Origin of the sequence: Nostoc sp. 'Lobaria pulmonaria (5183) cyanobiont', assembly GCF_002949795.1 — a bacterium.
GTDB lineage: Bacteria > Cyanobacteriota > Cyanobacteriia > Cyanobacteriales > Nostocaceae > Nostoc.
This window is the reverse complement of sequence record NZ_CP026692.1, coordinates 397,725-421,582: the sequence shown is the minus strand read 5'-3', so window position 1 is coordinate 421,582 and position 23,858 is coordinate 397,725. Positions and strand designations below refer to the sequence as shown.

The window sequence follows — 23,858 nt, the reverse complement described above, 5'->3', positions numbered from 1 at the left end:
TACTGATTTACGAGCGGCCTAAATTGTTTATTAATTCTTCTATGGCTCTATTTTTTGTATTTTCGTCAGGCAGAAAATAAAAAACTTTTTGTAAAAGCTCTATAGTTGCATTTTGAGCAAACCAGTCATCGCTAGGATTGTCTAGAATATTTAAAAAATACTTTAAACGCTGCTCTATAGCATCTTTATCTGCTTTAGCTAGTTGTCCCATGCGTTCCAACCAATTGCCTGCTGAGTCTTTGAAGCAATTAGCATCAACAGTACACAGTTGATGAACCAGGACATAAGAATTTTTCTCAAGACCGTTTTGGCTAGTAGGGTTAATTGGATACGTTGTTGGTAAACCGTTAGATGTTGTTTGTGAGGTTAGAGGAATAACAGAAAAAGTTGCTATATAACCTGACTCATCCTGAAACTCATCACCTGTCCAAACTACATAAGGATGCGTTCCTCTAAAAACTCTACTAGAATTGATGTTTTCAGTGCAAGAGATAGTCAGACATTGTACTTCACCTGGCTCATCCAAATCATAAATATGAGTGTGTCCAACTCTGCAACGTAGAGATACCCTATAGGGATTAATAAAATAGATCCAACCTTGTCTAGGTTTTTGTCCAGCCACCTGATAATCCTAATTGCCTAACTCATTGATTAATCTATCTCTTTCTGCTTGTAAGTTAAGTTTAACTTTTTCTTCAGGTCTGTAGATATCTTTTACTTCCATCATGGGAGCAGTGTTATATACATACTCTAGTAACTGAGTAAGTTTATCTTGTCCTGCACCAGCCCATTCTCTCCTAATATTATCCAGTACTAACGTCAAACTTACAGGCAATTCTAAATCATCTACATTACCTGCTTGGGCACCAAGTTTGATAAGTATTGTATCTCCCTGAGATTCTTGAGATATTTCTTTACCATCCATTTGATTTAAAGTATTATCTATATCCTCATTCCAAGGGCCATAGTAATAATAACGCCAATCTAGATGTGTCAGCTGCTTTGCTGTCCATTTGACAGAGTAAAGATCAGCTAAATACAAAAACTTGATTAGCTGTGTTTTTGTAATATAACCTTTTGTCGCGTAGACAAAATATTTTATGAGCTTCTCCAACATCGTTCTCTCTCTTTGCTAACCATAAGACTTTTGTAGGAATTTAATAAATATTAATAGGTAAAATCATTCCATTGACAACTCTACTGTTTGAGAGCTTTTCATGGATTGATATCGCTTTATTATAATGAGTTGTATTCAGATCTTGACACTTTCAGGTTTAGATGCCAATACGAATAGTTCATGCGTACTATCTATTTTAGTACATGATGCAGTTTATGTAATCACAAAATTTGTAACTAGCATTTAATCTGTTGGTGACAGTTAATAAGCGTTGTGGGTAGTTAGTCAGCCTTCTGCAACTTTATCATTTCCTTGACGGGCAAAAACACTACAGACATAACCTATTGGAGCAAGAGCGACTTGACGAGCCTCACTCCCGACTCAATACGGTTCGGTTAAGGTTTTTTGATGAAAATTATCGATCGCCAAAGATGCGAGAAATTGCCGTCAAGACGAAAGACTGATTATTGTAGAGACGGCGATTCATCGCGTCTCTACCTTAACCAAACAGTATTGACTCCCAACTAATCTCAAAGTACACGCAGTAAGCTGGGAATGCTTTCGATCGCTGAGAAATTCCGAATTTCTGCCAAAGCTTGCCGAAAGTTGCCTTCTAGCACATCATGGGTAACAACCACAATCTCTGCTAGTTCCCCTTGAAAGCCTGTTTGGACAATTGACTCTAAGCTAACGCCATAATTGCCAAAGCAAGTACCCAATTTGCCGATAACTCCAGGTTGATCATTCGTAAGGAAACGGGCGTAAAACCGAGTTATCAATTCTGCCATCGGCGCAATTTGACAGTATTCCTGATGCCCACAAGTTAATAATGGATTTGTAACTGCTGTATTAGTTTTGAGGACAGCAACTAAATTCAAAATATCTGACGTGACAGCACTGGCGGTTGCACCAGCACCAGCACCTGGGCCAAAAAACATTACTTGCCCGATTGGTTCTCCTTCGACAAGAATGGCATTATAAACGCCGTTGATGCTAGCCAAAGGGTGGGCTTGAGGCACTAAAGTAGGATGAACTCTGACGGAAAGGGGGGATGAGGGAGTATCACGTTTAGCGATCGCTAACAATTTAATCACAAATCCCAATTTTTCGGCGTAGGCAATATCTGTTTTACTTACTTGCCGAATCCCCTCAGTATAAACATCTTGTAGGTTGATGCGTCCCCCGAAACCTAATGATGCGAGGATGGCAATTTTATCTGCTGCATCTAAGCCATCTATATCAGCTGTGGGGTCAGCCTCAGCATAACCTAATCGCTGGGCATCAGCTAAGACATCATTAAAGTTGCTGCCTTCTGTTTGCATCCGCGTCAGGATGTAGTTCGTTGTACCGTTAACGATACCCGTTACTGTGTGAATTCGGTTAACACTTAAAGATTGCTTTAGAGGTTGAATCACTGGAATACCACCACCCACAGCGGCTTCTAGCATCACGTATACGCCAGCTTGATTGGCAGTGGTGAAAATTTCTGCTCCGAAGCGGGCGATCGCTGCTTTATTGGCTGTGACTACATGCTTACCATTACTTAAAGCTTTGAGCATTAGCGATCGCGCCGGCTCCAGTCCACCCATCACCTCAACCACAATATCTACCGCCGGATCGTTGACAATAGATTCTAAATCTGTAGTTAAGACTTCCGTAGACAATTCTACTGCACGGGGTTTATCTAGCGATCGCACTCCCACCCGATAAATTTCTATCTCTTGCAACAATGGGTGACGCCCAGCGCTATCTTGCAACAACTGCACTGTTCCCGTTCCCACGGTGCCTAATCCCAGTATTCCTAGTTTCACACCCATTTTGCACCCAATTCATTTTTAAGTGCCTCGGCTTAGAGTGCTGAGTGCTGAGTAGTAACAAGTATTTAATACTTTACCCCCCAGAACTGAGAACTCTTTCCTCAGCCATCTATATAAAACAATTGTAGGGTAGGCACTGCCCACCCTACTCATTCATAACTTAGAACTCAAAACTCAGCACTGGGTACTCAGCACTTAGTAAGTTTCTACGTGCCAGCGATGAGCTTTCTTAAGTTGCTTCTGGTAATCACTCCAGGTTACGCCTTCCTTAGCAGCAGCAGTAGTCAAGGCTGCATCAATACCTTCTTCCATACCTCGCAAACCGCAAATGTATGTGTGGGTTTTTTCATTTTTAATCAACTGCCACAATTCATCAGCATGTTCTGCTACGCGGTCTTGGATGTACATTCTACCACCTTGAGGATTTTTTTGTTCCCGGCTGATGGCAGGAGTGAGGCGGAAGTTTTCAGGATATTTTTGTTGGATTTCTTCCAGTTCTTCCTTATATAAAAGGTTTGGAGTTGTCGGTACACCAAATATTAGCCAAGAGAATCCTTTAAATTCGTATTCTGAGTTAGCTGCTTTTTCTGCATCTTTAAACTGACGCCACAGATAAGCTCGCATCGGGGCAATACCTGTTCCAGTTGCCATCATGATCACATTAGCATCAGGGTCATCAGGTAACAACATTTCCTTACCCACAGGCCCTGTAATTTTCACATCTGTCCCTGGTTCTAGGAAACACAGGTGTGTAGAGCAAACACCGTAGACTGTTTCGCTAGTTTCTGGGTGCTTGTACTCCAACTGGCGGACGCACAACGATATTGTCTTATCATCCACATCATCGCCATGACGAGTTGAGGCGATGGAATAGAGTCTAAGTTTTTCTGGCTTGCCGTTCTTGTCTAATCCGGGTGGAATAATCCCAATACTTTGACCTTCTATATACTTCAAATCCCCGGCGGAAATGTCAAATTTAAGGTGTTGAACAATACCAATACCACCTTCTTTGACTAGCGGTTCATTAGATATTACCTTGCCAATAAACGGAGCATTGGGACGGTAAGTATTAACAGGTACGTCACCGTGGTCTTTTTTGGCTTTCGCTTGAGTCATGGTGTTGCCTTTCTTGTCCTTGTTCTTGAGCTGTTCTTCAGCTGGTGGTTTAGCAAAACCTTTGGTTTCACTATCAGCATTTACAGGTGTGGCTTTACCATTCCCTTCACTGTTAGCAGTTTCCTCAGTTGTAGCTAACTCGCTGACAACGCTTGTAGCATTCCCAAGTGAGGCTTTACCATTAACTGGCTCTAGAGCAGTTACAGACTGGATGCTAACAATTGTGCCGCCTAGACGAGTGATACGTCGCATTTCTTGATTCATCCGGTTGTAAGGCACTCTGATGAACACACTGCCACTTTTCCGAATTGGGTAGTTAGTTTGATCGGTTTCTTCGCTCTGACGCAAACCTACTACTTCATAAAGGAAGATGCGGCTACCTAATTCTGTGTTGGCAGCACCCTCAACAGCACCTTGATTGTACATTCGTTCTACCACTCCGATAATTTACTTAACCGTTTTTCAAAAAAAACTATTCCCCTACCTTGCCAGCTTTAGTTTACCGGATTTTCGTTTCACAAAACTAGCCTTGAAGGAAAAACGGCATCAATAAATTAATGCCTTGCTAAGTACACTCACCAAAGACATGCAGGCATAGCAAAAAACACACCTGTTCACCTTCTAAGGTAAAGGATAAGTCTTGTGGAGAATGTTAATAATGAATCAATTTAATCTTTTTTTCGTTAACTACCACCCCCATCAGGGAGATAGCTTTTTACCTTAGTACCCAATGAGCAACTCACAATAGCAGATATTCTCGGAAGATTGCTTTGATCGGTGGAAGCTACCGCTCAGTTTACCTCCAAAATCTGTTCTTGTGCTTGCTTACTCTAGGGGTTTAAATCGGAGAATGCCAAGAGAGGAAGGTTTTCTTCACGATTGGTTTTACTTCTCCAAATCTACTATTCTTCTGGAATGTTGTTAGCTATCTTCATTACCTGTCTATAGATAATTACATAACTAGGATAACTCCAGCTACAAACATAACAAGATAGAGAATCGTAATTCAAGCAACTGTAATTAGTTTCAGTTGATGCGAAAAATCTATCAACCTTGTATCAGTACTTTGCCATAACGTCAACGCTTCTATATGAGTATATCTATAAATTTACAACCAACAATTTGAGTAATGCAAGTTGTTTCCTCATTCGTTGGATAGATTTTTGCTTTGAATATATTAAGTATTGTCGAGCAGGAATTACAATTTAGGAACATTAGAAAATTTGCGGCAATAATAAATTATACCTTATAGTCTTGATTCTATAGAGTCAAAAGTAGCAGAGTGATAAAGGTGCAACGCTGATGGGCGGTACTGATCCCCATTTTTAAATTAACAACTAAATTAACAAAAAAACAATTGATGAACCATGTTAATTCTTCTTGACAGCAATCTTGTATGGGATACCCCCTTCTGTTAAAATAAAATATATCACTAGGATTAAATACTTACCGGCACCAACATTCAGGCTAGTCCGACGAGTAGCAACTTAAAAGAGAAGGCAGGAGGCAAAGGGCAGAAGGCAAAATGAATTTTTTATTTCTGGGTCAAAAGCCCAGTTTAAAAATAAGAATTGTATTGAGCGAAAAGTGCCGCGAGATTCGAGGCATCTACAGCTTAAGTCCCACGCTTTTAAACGTGGGTTACTCCTGTTTCCTACCTCCTGCCTTCTGATTACTTTGTTGCCTACCCGCTTGGTGTCTTATAGATGTGCTAGGTAGCAAGAACGCAGGATAAACCAAAGGGGTAAACTCCTGGCTTCAGAATCTGCTGTGTGAAAAATTATTGACACAACTTTAGTATTTTAGAGGAGATTTATGACAAGAAAGCCAGAACGCGTGGTACTGATTGGAGTAGCCGGAGACTCTGGGTGCGGTAAATCTACGTTTTTGCGTCGTTTGATAGATTTGTTTGGTGAAGATTTAATGACAGTCATCTGCTTGGATGACTATCACTCCTTGGATCGCAAACAGCGCAAAGAAACGGGGATAACGGCACTAGACCCCAGGGCAAACAATTTTGATCTGATGTATGAGCAAATTAAAGCGCTCAAAAGTGGTGAAGCGATTGATAAGCCGATTTACAACCACGAAACCGGCTTGCTCGATCCGCCAGAGCGGATCGAGTCGAATCACATTATAGTTATTGAGGGGCTGCATCCTTTATATGATGAGCGGGTGCGATCGCTAATCGACTTTAGTGTTTATTTTGACATTAGCGATGAGGTCAAAATTGCCTGGAAAATCCAGCGAGATATGGCTGAACGCGGTCATCGCTACGAAGATGTGTTAGCGCAAATCAATTCCCGCAAACCTGACTTTGATAAATTTATCGAACCGCAAAGAGAATTTGCTGATGTGGTTCTCCAGGTATTGCCCACAAACTTGATCAAAAACGACACCGAACGTAGAGTCTTACGGGTACGTATGCTCCAGCGGGAAGGTAAGCAAGGCTTCGATCCAACGTACCTATTTGATGAAGGGTCAACAATTAATTGGACTCCCTGTGGACGTAAGCTGACCTGTTCTTATCCTGGTATGCAACTATACTACGGTTCAGATGTTTACTACGGCCGCTATGTCTCAGTACTAGAGGTAGATGGTCAATTTGACAATTTGGAAGAAGTCATTTATATCGAAACTCATCTCAGCAATACATCCACAAAATATCAGGGTGAATTGACTCACTTGTTACTCCAGCACCGCGAGTATCCAGGTTCCAATAATGGAACTGGTTTCTTTCAAGTGCTTACAGGTTTGAAGATGCGTGCTGCTTATGAGCGGTTGACAGCTACGGAAGCAAAGTTAGCGATTCAGGTTTAAAGCAGCAGTGTTTATGTCAAAGCTTTTGGGGGCGCTTCCGGGTGCCCCCCTTTTTTTGTGTTATTAAATACATTTAAAATAAAAAATAATTAGCATACATTTATCTTACTTACGAATATTTACCTTATTATTAGTGGTTTTTATCAATATCAAGAAGATACTAACGACTGAAGTATAAATATTGTTATGATTTCATAAATTAGTAGTTGAACTAAATGCCTACATTTAATCAACGAAAAAACTCTCGATGGAGGAATTTCCTTTGTCTCGTCGATATCTATTTACCTCTGAGTCAGTTACCGAAGGTCATCCAGATAAAATCTGCGATCAGATTTCTGATACCATTCTGGATGCCTTATTGACACAAGACCCTAGCAGTCGTGTCGCAGCTGAAGTCGTAGTTAATACTGGTTTGGTGCTAATCACTGGTGAAATAACTACCAAAGCTAATGTAAATTTCGTCAATCTCGCCCGGAAAAAAATTGCCGAAATTGGTTATACCAATGCTGACAATGGCTTTTCTGCTAACAGTACCAGCGTTCTGCTGGCTTTAGACGAACAATCACCCGATATTGCCCAAGGCGTTAACACCGCCCAAGAAACCCGCCAGCAAGATAGTGATGAACTATTTGATAAAATTGGTGCGGGCGATCAAGGTATAATGTTTGGTTTTGCCAGCAGCGAAACACCAGAACTGATGCCTTTACCCATCAGTCTCGCCCACCGCATTGCTCGGCGATTGGCAGCAGTCCGTAAAACAGGTGAATTGTCATACCTGCGTCCTGACGGTAAAACCCAAGTAACTGTGGTCTACGAAGATGGACGCCCAGTAGGTATTGATACGATTCTAATTTCCACCCAGCATACAGCTAGTATTGGGGAAATTACGGATGAGGCGGCGGTACAAGCCAAAATTAAACAAGACCTCTGGTCAGCAGTGGTCGAACCTGTTTTTGGCGACATTGATGTTAAGCCTAATCAGGAAACACGTTTTTTAGTCAACCCCACTGGCAAATTTGTCGTTGGTGGCCCTCAAGGAGACTCTGGTCTGACAGGACGGAAAATAATCGTTGATACCTACGGTGGCTATTCACGACATGGTGGCGGCGCTTTTTCTGGCAAAGACCCCACGAAGGTAGACCGTTCTGCTGCTTATGCGGCTCGTTATGTCGCGAAAAATATTGTCGCTGCCGGGTTAGCAGAAAAAGTTGAAATCCAGCTATCTTATGCCATTGGTGTAGCGCGACCAACAAGTATCCTAGTGGATACCTTTGGCACCGGTAAAGTGGATGAAGAAACCTTACTGGAATTAATCAACCAACACTTTGAACTGCGTCCAGCAGGGATTATCCATACCTTCAACTTACGCAACTTACCAAGTGAACGAGGCGGACGTTTTTATCAGGACGTCGCGGCTTACGGTCATTTTGGGCGGGCTGATTTAGACTTGCCTTGGGAACAGACCGATAAAGCCGAATTGTTGAAGCAAGCAGCGAACGAGTCACTTTCGGCAGTAGTTGCTCAGGCAGTAACTTAGACTTATACGCTACTGTAAAAATTTAGTTTATCTACGTGAGGGTATTAGTAACTTGACAAGTTACCAATAGTCTCATTTTTTAGTAACCACCTGAATCTCGAAAAGTAAAACAGGAGTCAGGAGTCAGAATACTCTACCCATGTTCGCGCAGCATCCCGTAGGGATGTCAAAGTCAATTTTTTTAGGACTTAGGCAAGAACTCTCTGAAACTCTTATTTCTCCGTGCCCTCTGCGTCCTCTGCGGTTCGATTTTCTGTTACCTGTGCGTAAGGCTATGCCTATCCTACTGCCCTCATAAATGCATCAGATCGCAAACAAGATAAGCTGTTACCGTCCTGTTTCACCTATCTGATCTGCATCGTCTGCTACTCCATTGCGAAAGCGCACTTCTAAGCCGTGTTCTGGCTCCCAGGAACACTCAGCTATCAACTTAAAGGTAGCAATATGCAGGTCATACTCAACGTGGGGCGGCACATAGATATATGAGAAAGTGACCTCATCCCAGACCTGAATGGGATTAGCCAGGGGCGGCATTTCCTCATCTCCAATCATGTCACGATATACATCATAATTTTGCAGCACCAGAGGAGCAGTGATGCGTAACACATCAGGTGGCAAGGCTAGAGCTTGCCGAATAGCTTCACGCTGGAGCGATGAAAGTTCCCCAATCTGCCCCTGTTCAAAATCCAGGCAAATCGGTACACAGCGATCGCCCAAAACAGCACATTCTGCTAAAGTCCAGTGGTTATCTTCGATTCTCATCTGTCCAAACTCAGCATCGTAGTAACTCCTTGGGGGTTTCATCATCTTCAGGTACTACCTTTATTTATCAAAATGTTGAGCGCCAGCAAGTTTTTTTGCAGAGTCAGGATAAATTAGACTTAGTGTCTACCCCTCAGCAATTAGTAGCTCAATCGGTGGGACTTAGTAACTCTACAGTCAGCCTGATTGTGCGGGGACGGTATATATTAGTTTGCGATCAACACAGTCGGATAATTCCGTTGCATTCACTATGTGTTGCTGTAGGAGTAGGCGGACGTACTCCTCAACAAATCCAACAGATGCTAATACAGTTAATTGTAGAAGAATCATCCGCCAATCCTTATACTGATGAGCAATTAGCCCAGCTTTTGAAAATCCGATTTTGTTTGCCAATCACTCGCAGAACAGTCACAAAATACTGTAAAATTGCCCGGATAAAGTCATCACATTACCGCAAGTTGACTGAAAAGATGGAATTGAGGACTGGGGATTGGGAATAACGCCGCGACCCTTAAAACATGGAGGTTGAGCCTTTTAGCCTCGAAGTTGAGCCTTTTAGCCTCGAAGTTGAGCCTTTTAACCTCGAAGTTGAGCCTTTTAACCTCGAAGTTGCACCTTTTAACCTCGAAGTTGAGCCTTTTAGCCTGAAACTTTAAGTTTGGTTGTTGACAAATGACCAATGACTAATGACTAAATCCAAAAATAAGCCAGGATGAGAGTCAGCACAGTTAACGGTAGACCAAAACGTAGATGTTCCCAGAATGACAATTGATAACCAAGTTTTGCAACAGCCTCAGCAACAATTAAATTGGCAACTGAACCTAACAAAGTTAGATTACCTGCTAAGGTAGATCCTGCTGCTAATAGTAACCAGGTTTTGGTGTCTGGATGGGGAAGTAAATGTTGTAGTAACAATACTGCTGGAACATTAGAAACTAAATTTGAAAGCAGAGCAGTAATTCCTAATATGTTTAGGGGAGTATAAACTAAACCGCTAAATAAATTCAATATTCCTAATTTTTCTACTCCAGCAGTCACAATAAATAGTCCAGAAAACATTACCAGTAAATCCCAATCCACTTTATTTAAAACTCGTTGCGGTTTGATTCGCCTAGTAATGAACAGTAAACCAGCAGCTACGAGTGTTGCTTGGGCTGGGGGTATCCCAATTAAGAATGCAATTAATAGTCCTCCGGTGATCAATAGGCTTTTAGTAAGTAACGGTTTAAATATGCGGTAACGCACGGGGGTTACACTCGGACAAGACTTAGTAGAACGGACATCAGGATAAAGCCACCACAATAACCCAATTTGGATCAACAAACTTACTAATGCGATGGGAGTCAATGCTTTCGCAAAATCGAGATAGCTGATACCAGAGAAGGAACCAATCAGAATATTTTGCGGATTACCACTTAAGGTAGCTACTGAACCTAGATTAGTTGCTCCAGCTAAGGCAAGTAAGTAAGGAATAGGATTGAGGTTCAAAGTTTGGGTTAATCCGAGAACCAAAGGAGTCAAAATTAGAGCAATGGTATCGTTTAAAAAAAAAGCAGAGAGAATTCCACTGCCAAAAGTTAAAACAATCAGTAAACCCAAAGGGCTGCGGGTAAAGTGTGTAACTGTATCAAGGGTTAATTGGAAAAAACCAGCGTAAGCTAAGTTTGTGCTGATTACCATCATGCCAAACAGGAAAATCAGCGTTTTATAGTCTATCGCTTGCCATGCTTCTTTGAGGTCTAATACCCCAAATCCTATCAGCAAAGATGCACCAACTAAAGCAATACTGGCTCGGTTCATCCGTAAACCAGGTAAATATCCTAAACCCAAACCTATATAAGTCAGCCCAATAATGATGTATCTGAAAACAATCATGATTTCGCTAAATGCTTTTGATGTGATGCCTTTCTATTAACTCCTGTTTTTGTTTCAGGTACACAGAACCAAAAAACTGCTAAAGCCACAACTGCGATCGCTGCTAAGATCAAAAAACCAACATTGTAACCAGCACTTTTAACCACAAACCTAGCCAGCACGTTGCTCAAACCTGCACCAACACTAATGGTAGTGTTGAGCATCCCTTGGCTAACATTAAAACGTCCTGTGCCGTTAGTAAAATCAGCTACCATCAATACGGAAAGCACACCAAAAATCCCGCTTTCAATACCATCCAGAATTTGCACAGAAACGAAAAAATAAGGATTGTGCGAAAGCGTATACAGGACTCCTCAAATCGGTAAGACGGCAAAGCCAAGCAGAAATATGGGTTTTCGGGAAAAAAAGAATTTGGCGATCGCAAACTCTTCTCACTTGTTCTTCGCTGTTTTTGCATATTTTACTGATATCTTGTGAGCTATGGAGAGGTCACAATACTCTTATGCAAATAATCGTGCCAAATCAATGGAGTCCGGCTGCATCTAGCGAAAAAACCTTATTTGTGCATATACACAACTTACGCAAATAATAGCCGAAACCCTGATTTTGAATTAGGGCTAGTAAAGTCCTCTAATGAGAAATAGTAAAGATTTTTAGATTTTAATTGCACTTTTTTGTATGGATATCAGCGCGATCGCAAAAAGAAACCCCCTCTGCTTTTGCCATAGTAAAGTGATTACAACGCAGAGGGGTTTCATTTTTCTTAATATTTTTGTAGAGGCAGGTTTTAACGGATAATTCTGGCAAAAAAGCTCGTTTATTTGATTTAAAACCCGCCAAAACCTATGTTGTATTGATTTTAAGCTGTGTACTCAGTTGGACTATTTCCAATCGGGAATTTCAGCGTCTTCTCCACCAATCCCGATTCCGGTGTTAAATATTTCCGCATCAGTAAGATTTAGATCGTTCATTGATGCTTGATACACATTAGAATCGTGAATCGTAGCACGAGTAAAATTTACTCCGTTGAGATTAACTTGCTTCAAATTCACATTGGTTACATAAGCAGATGTTAGGTTAGCACCTGCTAAGTTTGCACCAGTTAAGTCAGCACCTTCGAGGTTAGCTCCTACAAGGTTAGCTCCTTGCAGCTTCGAGCCTCTCAAGTCAGCACCAATTAAATGAGCGCCACTGAGGTTAGCTCCTGATAGTTCGCACTTAACACATTCCCCAGTTGAAAGCAGCTTTTGTAAATCCTGTGGATTCTCGGCTCTAACCGAGCTAGCGAAAAATAGGGGTGTTGCTAAGGCCATGGCCGCTAATAGCTGGAGTTTCATAATTTTCCCCCTTAATAATCGAGTTGCGTCCGTTCTGTCCCTCACAGTTCTATTATCTCACTAAATTTCGTGAGGTCAATCTATCTTGTGACAATCTATCTCCCGACAAGTTAGTTGTGATCTGAAACACAGATAAAAGTGATATCAAAAATGCCATTAATTCTGAATTTCTGGCAATTTTTACCCAATAATTCTTCAAAAAACGCCAGTATTAAATTACTATTAAATCTTTTTAAAAGTAAAAGCTGGCGCTACTTACTATAGCTGATAAAATAAGTATTTATACTTATTAATAGTTTAGCTTAAGTCCTCAGAAATTCTCGCATATACTGATTAACAAATTCCGGCTGTTCTTGCTGCACCCAATGGCCACAATTAGGAATGTATTTGATTTGAAAATCCCTGACATAAGCGGAGGTATCGTATGTTAGTTCCTTGCCAAGTGCAGTGTCGTTTTCTCCCCATATAATCAGTGTTGGCACTTCCAGAACGCCCCTATTTAGATTTAGCATTCTCTGCTGAAAAACATTGCGGTAGTAGTTCAACATTGCTGTGAGGGCACCGCGTTTTGCAGCAGCATCTTTATATGCGTCAATATCCGCTTTAGTGAAAGCACTCTTGTTAACTGCTGTACCTTTAAAAATTGTTTCAATTGCTTGGTAGTCTGAAGATTGTAAGAATAATTCTGGTATCCAAGGTAGTTGAAAGAGGAAGATATAGTAACTTCGCTGCAACTGTTGGGGAGTACGTAAGCCTTGGGCAAATTTGGCAGGATGAGGCATATTAAGGATAATTAATTGCTCTACCATTTCGGGATAAGCATAAGCAAAGGCCCAAGCGATCGCACCACCCCAATCATGTCCAACTAATACACATTTTTGGTATCCTAATCCTTTAATTATTCCTTCAACATCTTTAATCAACTCATCCATGACATAAGCTGATTGCTCCTGTGGTTTATCACTGTTGTTGTAGCCACGCAAGTCAATGGCAACTACTTTAAAATGTTGGGCAAATTCTGGTATTTGATGCCGCCAAGAATACCAAAATTCAGGAAACCCATGCAACATCAACATTAAGGGGCCTTCACCTTGGGTGACGTAGTGTAGCTTCACCCCATTAGTAGTTATATATTCGTGTTTCCAAGAATTTTCTATTAGAGACATAATTAATTCTAATTCAGCATTATAAAACACTAAATAATAATACTGTACTTAATAAATGTAATCTTATTTCAAGCAACCTCACATCTATTAAAAGACAGTACTACAATAGTGATTTATTACAAAATAATTAGAAAATTTGCTCTGGGATAGATGTGAATCGTGGGTAAATTTTGGTATAATACTATATATAATAATTCTCCAACTACCATGACACAACAGTTGACAAACCATGTTTCATTGTGGGTTGAGCGACTGGGACGATTTGGCTATGTTTCCAAAGGAGTTGTTTACGGTCTAGTTGGAATACTGGCAGCACAGGCGGCTTTTGGCAAGGGTGGTAAAACAACTGATACCCAAGGCGCTCTCCAAACAATTGTCAACCAGCCATTTGGTAAATTTTTGTTGGCTTTAGTTGCAATTGGTTTAATTGGATATGTAATCTGGCGGTTTGTACAGGCAATTAAAGACCCAGCAAATAAAGGTAATGATGCCAAAGGTTTGGCAGTGCGAATTGGTTACGCAGTTAACGGCTTGATTTATGCAAGTTTAGCCTTAAGTGCTGTGCAAATCGTGATGGGTACAGGCAGCGGTAAAAATAGTAGTGATTCCACTGAAGATTGGACAGCACGTTTACTTTCTCAACCCTTTGGTCAATGGTTAGTTGGAACTGGGGGGGTGTTGATAATTGCTCTAGGTTTTTATCAATTTTATCAAGCTTTTAGTGGCAAATTTCGTAAAGAACTCAATTTAATTGAGTTAAGCAACACAGAAGCCCAATGGGTAATGAGAATTTCCAGATTTGGTTTAGCGGCACGGGGTATAGTATTTTGCATTATTTATTGGTTGGTTTTTAATTGAAGCAGCAAGGAAATCGAACGCCGCTACCGCAGAAGGTTTAGATGAAGTATTACAGACCATCGCGCAACAACCTAACGGAGCATGGCTTTTGGGTATTATGGCACTAGGTTTAATTGCTTATGGTATTTACACAATAATACAAGCGCGGTATCGTCGGGTAGTTAATGTTTAGATGGTGCAAGGCTGAGAATTTCAATTTATAAAAATGGCAATAATAGAAACCCGTGGTATCTGGCTGACTACTACTGATAGTAAAGTTCTCAGATCGAAGGAACGCATTGCCGAGGCAATGGATTTCCTAGCCGAGACGGGATTTAATGTGGTGTTTCCTGTTGTTTGGAATAAGGCAGTAACTTTATATCCTAGTCAAACAATGCGGCAGACTTTTGGAGTTGAGATTGACCCAATCTTTATAGGTCGCGACCCTTTAGAAGAAGTGGTAATTGAAGCGCGGCGAGTTGGGTTGAAAGTTATTCCTTGGTTTGAATACGGTTTTGCCAGTTCTTACAATTTGAATGGTGGTGTACTTTTACAGAAAAAACCGGAATGGGCTGCGCGTGATTATAACGGCAATTTACTGAAGAAAAACGGCTTTGAGTGGTTGAATGCCCTTGACCTACAGGTGCAGGAATTTTTGTTAAACTTGGTGCTGGAAGTTGCAAATAATTACGATATTGATGGTGTTCAAGGTGACGATCGCTTCCCGGCATTACCCTCTGAAGGTGGCTATGATCGGGGAACTATCACCCGCTATCGCCAGGAATTCGATCGCAATCCGCCAGAGAATCCCAAGAATAGGCAATGGTTACAGTGGCGTGCAGATATGCTGACTGAGTTTTTGGCGCGTCTCTATCGGGAGGTGAAAGCGGTGAATCCTAATTTATTAGTAGCGATCGCACCTAATATTTATGATTGGGCATTCCAGGAATATCTGCAAGACTCGCCCACATGGCTGAAGCGGGGAATAGTTGATATGATTCAGCCGCAGATTTATCGCCGTGACTTTAGGAGTTATGCTGCGATCGCTGATAAACTGGTAAACCAGCAGTTCACAGATGTGACCTTGCCGAAGTTAGCACCGGGAATTTTGATGAAGCTTGGCTCTTATTGTATTAGTTCAGAATATCTAGTGCAGGCAATTGAATACAATCGCCAACTTGGTATTCAAGGAGAGGTATTCTTTTTTTACGAAGGTTTGCGAGAGAATAACAATACCCTAGCTAAAGTTTTGCGAAATGGCCCTTATGCTAAGTCTGCATCATTTCCTACTCTGTTAGATTTGAGTGCGGGTCGCGTGAGTTATAAGAGGACATTTTCAATTTGGCCAAGAGTGGAAAATTTGTTAAAAAAGATTTTTTAAGGAAAAAGGCGCGTGGAATATAAATTGCCAATGGAAAAGGTAATTAATACTTTAAAAGAAGACTTACCAACACTTTTTGAAAAAGATATCTCGTATCAAATTTATACACAGGATATCTATTTTAAAGACCCGGTAAATACATTTAAATATAAATTTAACTATCGCATTATATTTTGGACTTTACGATTTCACGCTCGGTTATTTTTTACTCAGAGTTACTTTGATGTGCATGAGGTTTATCAGTCAGATGAAGACACAATTCTAGCAAAGTGGACGGTGCGGGGAGTGTTGCGCGTTCCCTGGAAAGCTGGGTTGCTTTTTAATGGCTATTCGACGTATAAACTCAATCCAAATAATTTGATATACGAGCATATAGACACCTGGGATAGAAAACCAGGGGAGATTTTACGGCAGTTTTGGCAAAGGCAAGAAGATCGCTAATTAGCTGTTATATCATTGACAGACTAGTACCGCAAGGCGGAAGTCAAAAGTCAAAAGTCAAAAGTCAAAAGAATTGTATTTCGTGCTTTTGCGCCATTTTAAATGGTATGTTTATTTCCGCACTGTTGTACTATTAGGGTGCGTTACGGACTTTGGCTAAACATATTTTACTAGTCTATGAAGAGTGCTGAGTCCCGTTAGCGGTAGCGGTGCGTTTAGCCCGTGCTGAGTAATAATACTAGTCCTAAGTCACTCTTTCATGTGTTCTTCTGTGAGGATTCCTCAGTCTAAGGCTAGCGATCGCTCCTAGCAGCTCCCCAAACCCTTGCATTTATCAAACGTTAAATATCCAAATTATCATGGACTCTTGCCCTAGTTCCTGTAAGATTATTGCTAATCACTAGCATTAATCGCCAGCAATGACTATTACCATGACAGCGCAGGAAGAAGAGGAACTGTGGGATGAGGTTGCCCAGAGTGTTATATGTGATGCTATCTCAGAACCCTTTGAATTCACTTTGGATGTGCCTAAGCAATTAGGTAAAGGTAGTTCTCGCGCTGTACAAGTCCATCCTGAAATTTGGCTGGCGATTATGGACTATGAATATCATAATGATGTCATCATACAAATTTCCGAATGGGAACATCCCTTGCAATTTGGCGTTTTGCTTTCAGGCAGCGTCATAGATGAATACGGAGGAAAAGTTGGAGAAGGATACACTTGTATCTCTGGTAGTGGTATCCAACGCCAAATGTCGATTAAAATTCCGCAACCGCGACGTGTGGGTGTGGACATTCATATGTCCCCTGATGTGTTGAGAACCTTTTTCCCGACAACAGATGGAGAAATTTTGCCCCAGTTGCGTTTTTTAGCAAAGGGTGATGATTGGCAAACTTTAGTTTACCCAGAAATTACACCAACTATCCAAGGAGTGGTACAACAAATTATTAATTGTCCTTACCACGGTGTAACCAAACGGATGTATTTGCAAGCGAAGGTTTTGGAATTGATGACATTGCAACTAACCCCGATTTTGGCACATCAGGAGGGATTGCAACCATTACCGAGATTAAAGTCAGGAACTATTGCCAGAATCCATCATGCTAGAGAAATTTTGCACTCTAATTTAGAAAATCCACCCTTATTACTAGAATTAGCACAGATGGTAGGAATAAGCGATCGCACTCTCAGACGCGGATTTCAGGAACTCTTTGGCACAACAGTATTTCGCTACCTGACAGACAAGCGCATGGAGTGGGCAGAACAGTTATTACGTCAGGGAAACACCACTGTTGGCGAGGTTGCCCACCAAGTCGGTTATTCTGAGCAAGGACGCTTTGCATCTGCTTTTAAACGTAGATTCGGTATCATGCCGAGTGAATGTTTATCTGGGAAAAAGTCCGTTTCGGACTGACGATGCCGTTTTTGCCATAGACTCAATAACCAATTCTTCTTTATACTCACTCTCACTAGAGAATAAAAATAATTTGCAATAAACCAGATTTTGTTTAAAATTCTGGGCTTGTGTGCATATTCAATAAAAGCTGAGTGGTTTGATTCCCTGTTACAGGGAATTAAGTTTTTAGTCATTCAACTCCTTGAATGATCAATCTCTACTTTTTGAGATGCTCATTGCAAATAGTGTCAATAAAGTTAGGTTTAGCAAGTTAGTGTTTGAGGAGTTGTGATGAAAAATTCGTGGTTATATAGCGGTTTTCAGTTGTGGCTGTTACTGAGTATTTCAGGATGTTTGAGTGCTTTAGTAGTTATGCCTGCATCGGCACAAGTGAAATCAGAAAATAATGTCGATTCCCGTACTTCCAGCAACCTTACTACCCTTTTGAAAGTTGGCAGGGGCAATGCCAAAGGCGGGCTACGCCGAAACAATTATCCTATAATTCGACAACTAAGCGAAGTTGAACCCCCCATTACCAATGCCCAACTGTTACTAGTGCAGTCGCCCACGCCACAAATAACACCAACTTCAGAAATAGTACCAATAACGTCCGTTAAAGCAAATCCCACTGCTCAAGGTGTAGAGATAATTTTACAGACTCCTCAAGGGACTCAACTGCAAGTCAGAAATCGCAGTACGGGTAATAATTTTATTGCCGACATATCTGGTGGGCAGTTGCGTTTACCGTCAGATGAGGCTTTTACATTTCGTTCCGAGAAACCTAGTGCGGGAATTACTGAAATAACAGTTACCAATATTGATGCAAACACTGTCCGAGTGACGGTAGTAGGTGAGAAGGCTTTGCCCACAGTTGAATTATTTGATGATGATGCCGGGTTGGTTTTTGGTATAACTTCGGCTACAATAGCGACACAGCCACCACAGCAACCCCAAACACCGCAAACTCAAGAAAAGCCTTCTAGTGAGACACCGCAAGAGAAACCAGCAGCACAGGATGAGCCGATTGAGTTGGTAGTGACAGGGGAGCAGGATGGCTATAATGTGCAAAATGCGACAACAGCGACAAGAACCGATACCCCCTTGCGAGACATTCCCCAGTCAATTCAAGTCATTCCCAATCAGGTGATTAAAGATCAGGGCGTGAATCGACTGCAAGATGCAGTGCGAAATAATGCTCCGGGTGTCTCACAGTATTTTGGTCAAAATCAAAATTTTGTTATTCGCGGATTTAGACAAGATTTCAACCTCATAAATGGGTTTCGTAGCGGTGTCAGAGCACCCGCGGATGTGGATCTTGCGAATATAGAACGCATTGAGGTGTTACGCGGACCGGCATCGGTTTTGTTTGGGCAATTGCAGCCCGGAGGCGTGATCAACACGGTGACGAAACAGCCTCTGAGTGAGCCTTATTATAATGTCAACTTCACAGGGGGGCAGTTCAGCTTTTACCGTTCAGAGCTTGATCTTTCAGAACCCTTAACTGATGACGGCAATTTGCGGTATCGGCTTAATACAGCCTATCAAAACAATGGCAGTTTTCGAGACTTTGTGAGTGAGCAGCGCTTTTCTGTGGCTCCTGTCCTGCAATGGAATATCAGCAAAAATACGACCTTAACGGTTGACTTCTCCTATACCTATAACGATCCACAGCTTGATTATGGTGTATTAGCCCTCAGTGATGGTTCTCTGGTGCTGCCGATTAATCGAGCCTTGTTCTATCCATCCCTGGACAGGTATACCGAGGAGCAATATCAGGCGAGTTACCGATTTGAGCATAAGTTCAGTGATAACTGGCAGCTTCGCAATGGACTTTCTTTCTCTAATACATCTTCCTCTGGTGGCTATACATACGTAGAAAATGACTTCCGTGATGATCGCTTTCTTGATAGACTCTATGCGGATGGGGTTTCCATAGCCCAGAGCTATCAAATGCAGACCGATCTAATTGGGAAATTTGCCACGGGTTCCATTCAGCATCAGTTATTAGTCGGGTTTGATCTTAGTCGCACTACCGACTATTTCACGTTTGGTACTGCTTTATTACCGACAATCGATATCTTCAACCCAAATTACAATGTTACTCGACCAAATGTCCAAATCGAGAACTATGGCACAACTTTCACAGACACCCTGGGTATCTATATTCAGGATCAGATTGACATTACCGAGAATTTACACTTGCTAGTCGGTGGACGCTTTGACTTCATCGATCAGTACGATACTTTGGGAACCTTTTCTCAGGCGGATCAAGCGTTCAGTCCTCGTGTGGGCATTGTCTATCAGCCTATTAAACCGATTTCTCTATATGCCAGCTACAGTCAATCGTTTAATCCGGTGATTGGGCGATCGCGAACTCAAGAAATCTTTGAGCCTGAGCGAGGCAACCAATACGAAGTTGGCATCAAAGCAGACATCAGCAATAAGCTGTCTGCCACGTTAGCTGCTTTTCAGATTACTAAGAGCAATGTGCTAACCAGTGACCCTGTTGATCCGATCAATTTCTCGATCCAAATCGGTGAGCAACGCAGTCGAGGAGTTGAGTTCACCATTGGGGGGGAAATCTTACCGGGATGGAATATCATTGCAGGCTATGCTTATACCGATGCGCGAGTCACCGAAGACAATGACATTCCAGTGGGTGAACTTTTGCAGAACGTTCCCAAAAACGCGGCGAACCTGTGGACAACCTACGAACTTCAAAGCGGTGACTACAAAGGATTAGGCTTTGGATTTGGGCTAGTCTTTGTGGGCGAACAGCAAGGCGATTTTCCCAACAGCAATTTCCAGGTTCCCAGTTACGTCCGTGCTGATGCTGCCTTGTTTTACCGCCGAGACAACTGGAGAGTTGGGATCAACGTGAATAATCTTTTTGATACAGAATACTATGAGACTGCTTCCAGACGAACCCTCGTCTATCCAGGCGCACCGTTTAATGTGCAGGCAACGATTTCCTACGAGTTCTAAATCAGGTGCTTGATTCAAAATGCAGGGAATCTTTTCTTAGAGGTTTACACCCCTTTGCGCGATATTCCCCAATCAATTCAGGTCATACCGCGACAGGTGCTAGAAGACCGCAATGTGAAAACTGTGACCGAGGCAGTGGAAACGATCAGTGGTGTTGGCAGTGCAGATACCAATTTTAATTCACCTGCCGGAAGCTATATTATCAGAGGATTTGAACAAGGAGGAAATTTCCGAAATGGCTGAATGATAGTGCGTTCAGCCCCCGAATCGGGTTGGTGTATCAGCCTAGCAAATCTGTTTCTCTTTACACCAGTTACAGTCAATCTTTTAACCCTGCCCAAGGATTTAACCCTGATAGTAGCCAGTTCGAGCCAACCAAAGCAACCCAATATGAAGCGGGTCATTAAAGCTGACTTTCTAGAAGGCAGACTTTCGACAACATTGGCAGTCTATCAAATCACTAAGACGAATATCGTAACAGACGATCCCAATAACTCTAACCCTGATTTCTTTATTCAGGTATTAAGAGTCCGAATTACGAATTAGTAATTATTTACTGTGTTACATTATGATTTATTGATAAAATTTATCATTACAAATAACTTGTTTTTTTAATTGTAGAGCTTCCACCATGCAAGTTAAACACTTTCGTCATCTAGTTTTTACCCTACACCGCTACATTGGTTTAGCTGTAGGACTGATTGCAATTATCGTTGGCTTGACTGGCTCTATATTGGTCTTCCACTCAGAAATTAACAGCTTCGATCAGCAGCGCCGAATTAGCACAATTACTCCTCAAGGTAAACAACTGCCAATTGAGGTTGTCCTTAACACGGTGAAAAAGACATATGCAGATCAACCAGATGCAACTCTTCAGACGATTTATCTGCCCTCAAAGCCAAATGAGCCGATGAATGTTGTGCTGAAAACCAAGGAAAATGACTGGACAGAAAACTACGTTAACCCTTACACAGGAGCGATTCTCGGCAATAACTTAAAGCCAAGTTTTGTGAGTAAGTTTTATGAAATCGCCTACCCACTCCATTATACTCTTTTAGGCGGTGACATTGGCTATAAGTTTGTGGGCATTATTGGTTTACTGATGTCCTTCATGAGCATTACAGGCATTATCCTTTGGCCCGGTTGGCGCAGGTTGATTTCTGGCTTCAAAATTAAGTGGAATGCTCATCCCAAACGGGTTAACTTTGATGTTCACAAAGTTGCTGGCGTTGTCGCAGCAGTATTTCTGATATTTGCATTCTTTACAGGATTTTGCTGGAGCTTCAGTGAGTTCATCAACCCAATGATTTACGCAGCTACCTTCAGCAAAGAGCAACCAACTCCGGTATCTATTCCCATTGCTGGTAAGTCTGCGCTAGGACTAAAGGAACAATTAGAAACTGCTCAAGCTGCCTTACCGGATGCATCGCCCAGGAGAATTTACTTTCCAAGTAAACCAGAAGAAGCCTTAACAGTTAGCTTTAAGCTGACCCAAGAAGATGTAGACTCTGGTGAAAGCACTGTTTATCTCGACCAGTACAGTGGTAAGGTTTTGCGAGTAGATAGTTCTTTGAAGGTATCATTAGGCGATCGCATCATCAACTCCTTTGTCCCTCTCCACTACGGTACTTTCTGGGGACTGCCATCCCGAATTTTCTACGTCTTTGTTGGACTTGCACCGTTAATTTTGTTTATTACTAGCTTTGTGATGTGGCGGTATCGTTATCGGGCTAAAACTAGTGTAGGCGATCGCTCACTAGAAATGTCACAGTCAGGTCGAAACTAACTGACAACTGAGATTGTATACACCAAAGGGCGATGCCAAAAGCATCGCCCTTGTTGGGTACTCTATGCGTAGCCGTAGCTAGCCTTCTCTACGAGACGCTCCGCGAACGGCATGGCCTAATCATTCAACGCTTTGAGTAGTGCGATCGCCTTTTTGGGGTACTAACTAAGGTCTGTTGGATGCGATTCTCCTTTGGAGACGCTACGCGATCGCCTACAGATGACTACGTCTACGCATCACAAGTTTGGGAGGCAGACTCGTCTCCTTTTTTTGTCACTATCAATTGTCAGTTAATTTTGACCTGACTGTGATATATCTATTGTGCGGCTAACTACAGTTTTTGCCCGATAACGATACCACCACATCACACAACCAGTAACAAACAGAATTAATGGTGCAAGTCCCACGAAGATGTAGAGTATACGTGTTGGTAAGCCGCCAAAAGTACCAAAATGCAATAGTATAAATGAGTCTAAAACTTTGTCGCCCAGAGATTTCTTGAGTGCATCTTCGATCTGAATAGTCTTACCTGTGTATTGGTCTAGGTACACACCTGAACGACCTAAGATTGCCTCTTCATGAGAATATTTCTTACGTATATAGATAGCTGCTTCCGGGGTCTGAGGTAAATAAACAGCAGTGGTAACGGTGTTTGGTAGGGCGGCATCTGCGAGTTGCAGCAATTGTGTTAGGCTTAACGCCGTTGAGCCAGCAATGGGTTGGGAAACCGGGTCAGGTGGATTAGGAGTGAAAGTAACAGTATAAATAATCGGTGTAACGAAGCCTCTAAAATTCAAATAGAATCCAGTAAACCCTGTGAAAGTCAGAAACACAGCAGCAATAATTCCTGCTACTTTATGGATATCAAAGTTGACTCGTTTGGGATGTGCATTTTTCCATTTGATCTTAAAACCAGAAATGAGTTTTCTCCATCCGGGCCAGAGGATGATACCTGTAAGGCTGAGGATGAATAGTAATAGTGCAGCTACTCCCATTATTTGAGTTCCAGTTTCGCCAGCGAGCAGTTGTTCATGTAGTTCAAGGGTGAATGTCGTGAATGTGCGATCGCTAATACGGCTGCCTATAATTGCGCCAGTGTAGGGATTGACATAGACTTCTGTGGTTTCGCCTTGTGGAGGTTCGAGGTTGAGTTGATAAGGAGCATCTGGTTTTTTTGGTGTGTAGATGGTTTGAACTTTGAGTTCTGGCACTTTGTTGTATGCTGCCTTAACGGTATCTACTACTGACTCGAATTGCACTAAGAAAAGCTCTAAGCTATACAGGGTAAGCGCTACAGATTTTAAAGCTATAAACAGTGTCGGGACGGGGCAGGGGATTGTCCTTGATGAAGTGTTGCGATCGCTAATGAAGTTTGCTGCGGGCGTAACCGCCCGCCTGTTGGGATGCCTGCGGCGGTAAACTACACCGTGCCTGACTCTAGCCAGTGCAAAGATGTAGGAGTTGTCCAAAAAATTTTTAGGTAG

General features: G+C 41.9%; 23 protein-coding genes. 13 read left to right on the top strand and 10 right to left on the bottom strand.

Annotated elements, in window-relative coordinates; all coding sequences use genetic code 11:
* Positions 1 to 7: 7 nt before the first annotated feature.
* From NLP_RS01730 to petH, 4 genes are all read right to left on the bottom strand, one after another.
* A complete protein-coding gene (locus tag NLP_RS01730) occupies positions 8 to 622 on the bottom strand; it encodes a type II toxin-antitoxin system PemK/MazF family toxin (RefSeq protein ID WP_104904879.1) in 615 nt (204 codons plus the stop codon).
* Positions 623 to 631: 9 nt separating this feature from the next.
* Entirely contained in the window at positions 632 to 1,117 is a 486-nt protein-coding gene (locus NLP_RS01725; RefSeq protein WP_104904878.1) for a type II toxin-antitoxin system antitoxin SocA domain-containing protein, read from the bottom strand.
* A gap of 530 nt (positions 1,118 to 1,647) precedes the next feature.
* On the bottom strand, positions 1,648 to 2,934 hold the full coding sequence (locus tag NLP_RS01720; RefSeq protein ID WP_104904877.1) for a homoserine dehydrogenase: 1,287 nt from the start codon (positions 2,932 to 2,934) through the stop codon (positions 1,648 to 1,650).
* Between the two features lie 195 nt (positions 2,935 to 3,129).
* Positions 3,130 to 4,476 (bottom strand): ferredoxin--NADP reductase, encoded by a 1,347-nt coding sequence (petH, locus tag NLP_RS01715; protein WP_104904876.1) that lies wholly within the window; start codon positions 4,474 to 4,476, stop codon positions 3,130 to 3,132.
* 1,389 nt (positions 4,477 to 5,865) lie between these two features.
* Between petH and NLP_RS01710 the strand changes: the two genes are divergently transcribed.
* Both NLP_RS01710 and metK read left to right on the top strand, forming a co-directional pair.
* On the top strand, positions 5,866 to 6,870 hold the full coding sequence (locus tag NLP_RS01710; protein WP_104904875.1) for a phosphoribulokinase: 1,005 nt from the start codon (positions 5,866 to 5,868) through the stop codon (positions 6,868 to 6,870).
* Positions 6,871 to 7,132: 262 nt separating this feature from the next.
* On the top strand, positions 7,133 to 8,407 hold the full coding sequence (gene metK, locus NLP_RS01705) for a methionine adenosyltransferase (protein WP_104909735.1): 1,275 nt from the start codon (positions 7,133 to 7,135) through the stop codon (positions 8,405 to 8,407).
* Positions 8,408 to 8,734: 327 nt separating this feature from the next.
* Here the strand turns inward: metK and NLP_RS34550 are convergent, their stop codons facing one another.
* Complete coding sequence (locus NLP_RS34550; RefSeq protein WP_234017166.1) at positions 8,735 to 9,214, bottom strand: DUF6985 domain-containing protein; 480 nt, start codon at positions 9,212 to 9,214, stop codon at positions 8,735 to 8,737.
* On the opposite strand from NLP_RS34550, the gene NLP_RS01695 reads away from it, so the two are divergent.
* Both NLP_RS01695 and NLP_RS32670 read left to right on the top strand, forming a co-directional pair.
* The gene (locus NLP_RS01695; RefSeq protein WP_234017165.1) at positions 9,199 to 9,669 is read left to right on the top strand and encodes a hypothetical protein; all 471 of its coding nucleotides are present in this window, start codon (positions 9,199 to 9,201) and stop codon (positions 9,667 to 9,669) included. The two genes, NLP_RS34550 and NLP_RS01695, sit on opposite strands and share 16 nt — an antisense overlap.
* Positions 9,670 to 9,687: 18 nt before the next feature.
* On the top strand, positions 9,688 to 9,825 hold the full coding sequence (locus tag NLP_RS32670; protein ID WP_158680252.1) for a hypothetical protein: 138 nt from the start codon (positions 9,688 to 9,690) through the stop codon (positions 9,823 to 9,825).
* Between the two features lie 34 nt (positions 9,826 to 9,859).
* On the opposite strand, the gene NLP_RS01690 is transcribed toward NLP_RS32670, so the two are convergent.
* From NLP_RS01690 to NLP_RS01675, 4 genes are all read right to left on the bottom strand, one after another.
* Positions 9,860 to 11,044 carry an anion transporter gene (locus NLP_RS01690; RefSeq protein ID WP_104904872.1) on the bottom strand — a complete coding sequence of 395 codons (1,185 nt, stop codon included), beginning with the start codon at positions 11,042 to 11,044 and terminating at the stop codon, positions 9,860 to 9,862.
* Complete coding sequence (locus NLP_RS01685; protein WP_267894926.1) at positions 11,041 to 11,391, bottom strand: MFS transporter; 351 nt, start codon at positions 11,389 to 11,391, stop codon at positions 11,041 to 11,043. Before NLP_RS01685 ends, NLP_RS01690 begins: the two co-directional genes overlap by 4 nt.
* A 534-nt stretch (positions 11,392 to 11,925) precedes the next feature.
* Positions 11,926 to 12,381, bottom strand: coding sequence for a pentapeptide repeat-containing protein (locus NLP_RS01680; RefSeq protein ID WP_094353507.1), 456 nt, complete (start codon positions 12,379 to 12,381; stop codon positions 11,926 to 11,928).
* Between the two features lie 302 nt (positions 12,382 to 12,683).
* Positions 12,684 to 13,547 carry an alpha/beta fold hydrolase gene (locus NLP_RS01675; RefSeq protein WP_104904871.1) on the bottom strand — a complete coding sequence of 288 codons (864 nt, stop codon included), beginning with the start codon at positions 13,545 to 13,547 and terminating at the stop codon, positions 12,684 to 12,686.
* Positions 13,548 to 13,706: 159 nt separating this feature from the next.
* On the opposite strand from NLP_RS01675, the gene NLP_RS01670 reads away from it, so the two are divergent.
* The 9 genes from NLP_RS01670 to NLP_RS01635 all read left to right on the top strand — a co-directional run bounded on the left by NLP_RS01670 (position 13,707) and on the right by NLP_RS01635 (position 22,374).
* Positions 13,707 to 14,405, top strand: a complete 699-nt coding sequence (locus NLP_RS01670; RefSeq protein ID WP_325034712.1) for a DUF1206 domain-containing protein — start codon at positions 13,707 to 13,709, stop codon at positions 14,403 to 14,405.
* Complete coding sequence (locus tag NLP_RS35745) at positions 14,386 to 14,577, top strand: DUF1206 domain-containing protein (protein ID WP_325034750.1); 192 nt, start codon at positions 14,386 to 14,388, stop codon at positions 14,575 to 14,577. Before NLP_RS01670 ends, NLP_RS35745 begins: the two co-directional genes overlap by 20 nt.
* A gap of 33 nt (positions 14,578 to 14,610) precedes the next feature.
* Entirely contained in the window at positions 14,611 to 15,765 is a 1,155-nt protein-coding gene (locus NLP_RS01665; RefSeq protein WP_104904870.1) for a glycoside hydrolase family 10 protein, read from the top strand.
* A gap of 30 nt (positions 15,766 to 15,795) precedes the next feature.
* Entirely contained in the window at positions 15,796 to 16,206 is a 411-nt protein-coding gene (locus NLP_RS01660; RefSeq protein ID WP_442946655.1) for a DUF2358 domain-containing protein, read from the top strand.
* Between the two features lie 419 nt (positions 16,207 to 16,625).
* Positions 16,626 to 17,621 (top strand): helix-turn-helix transcriptional regulator, encoded by a 996-nt coding sequence (locus NLP_RS01655; protein ID WP_104904868.1) that lies wholly within the window; start codon positions 16,626 to 16,628, stop codon positions 17,619 to 17,621.
* A gap of 273 nt (positions 17,622 to 17,894) precedes the next feature.
* Entirely contained in the window at positions 17,895 to 20,588 is a 2,694-nt protein-coding gene (locus NLP_RS01650) for a TonB-dependent receptor (RefSeq protein ID WP_234017163.1), read from the top strand.
* A gap of 9 nt (positions 20,589 to 20,597) precedes the next feature.
* Positions 20,598 to 20,831, top strand: coding sequence for a TonB-dependent receptor plug domain-containing protein (locus tag NLP_RS01645; RefSeq protein WP_158680251.1), 234 nt, complete (start codon positions 20,598 to 20,600; stop codon positions 20,829 to 20,831).
* Positions 20,832 to 21,134: a hypothetical protein gene (locus tag NLP_RS35940; protein WP_442946638.1), complete on the top strand. Its 303-nt coding sequence runs from the start codon at positions 20,832 to 20,834 to the stop codon at positions 21,132 to 21,134. It abuts the gene before it with no gap.
* An 85-nt stretch (positions 21,135 to 21,219) separates the two neighbouring features.
* Positions 21,220 to 22,374 (top strand): PepSY-associated TM helix domain-containing protein, encoded by a 1,155-nt coding sequence (locus tag NLP_RS01635; protein WP_104904866.1) that lies wholly within the window; start codon positions 21,220 to 21,222, stop codon positions 22,372 to 22,374.
* Positions 22,375 to 22,664: 290 nt separating this feature from the next.
* On the opposite strand, the gene NLP_RS01630 is transcribed toward NLP_RS01635, so the two are convergent.
* Positions 22,665 to 23,843: a PepSY-associated TM helix domain-containing protein gene (locus tag NLP_RS01630; RefSeq protein ID WP_234017160.1), complete on the bottom strand. Its 1,179-nt coding sequence runs from the start codon at positions 23,841 to 23,843 to the stop codon at positions 22,665 to 22,667.
* Between the last annotated feature and the right edge of the window lie 15 nt (positions 23,844 to 23,858).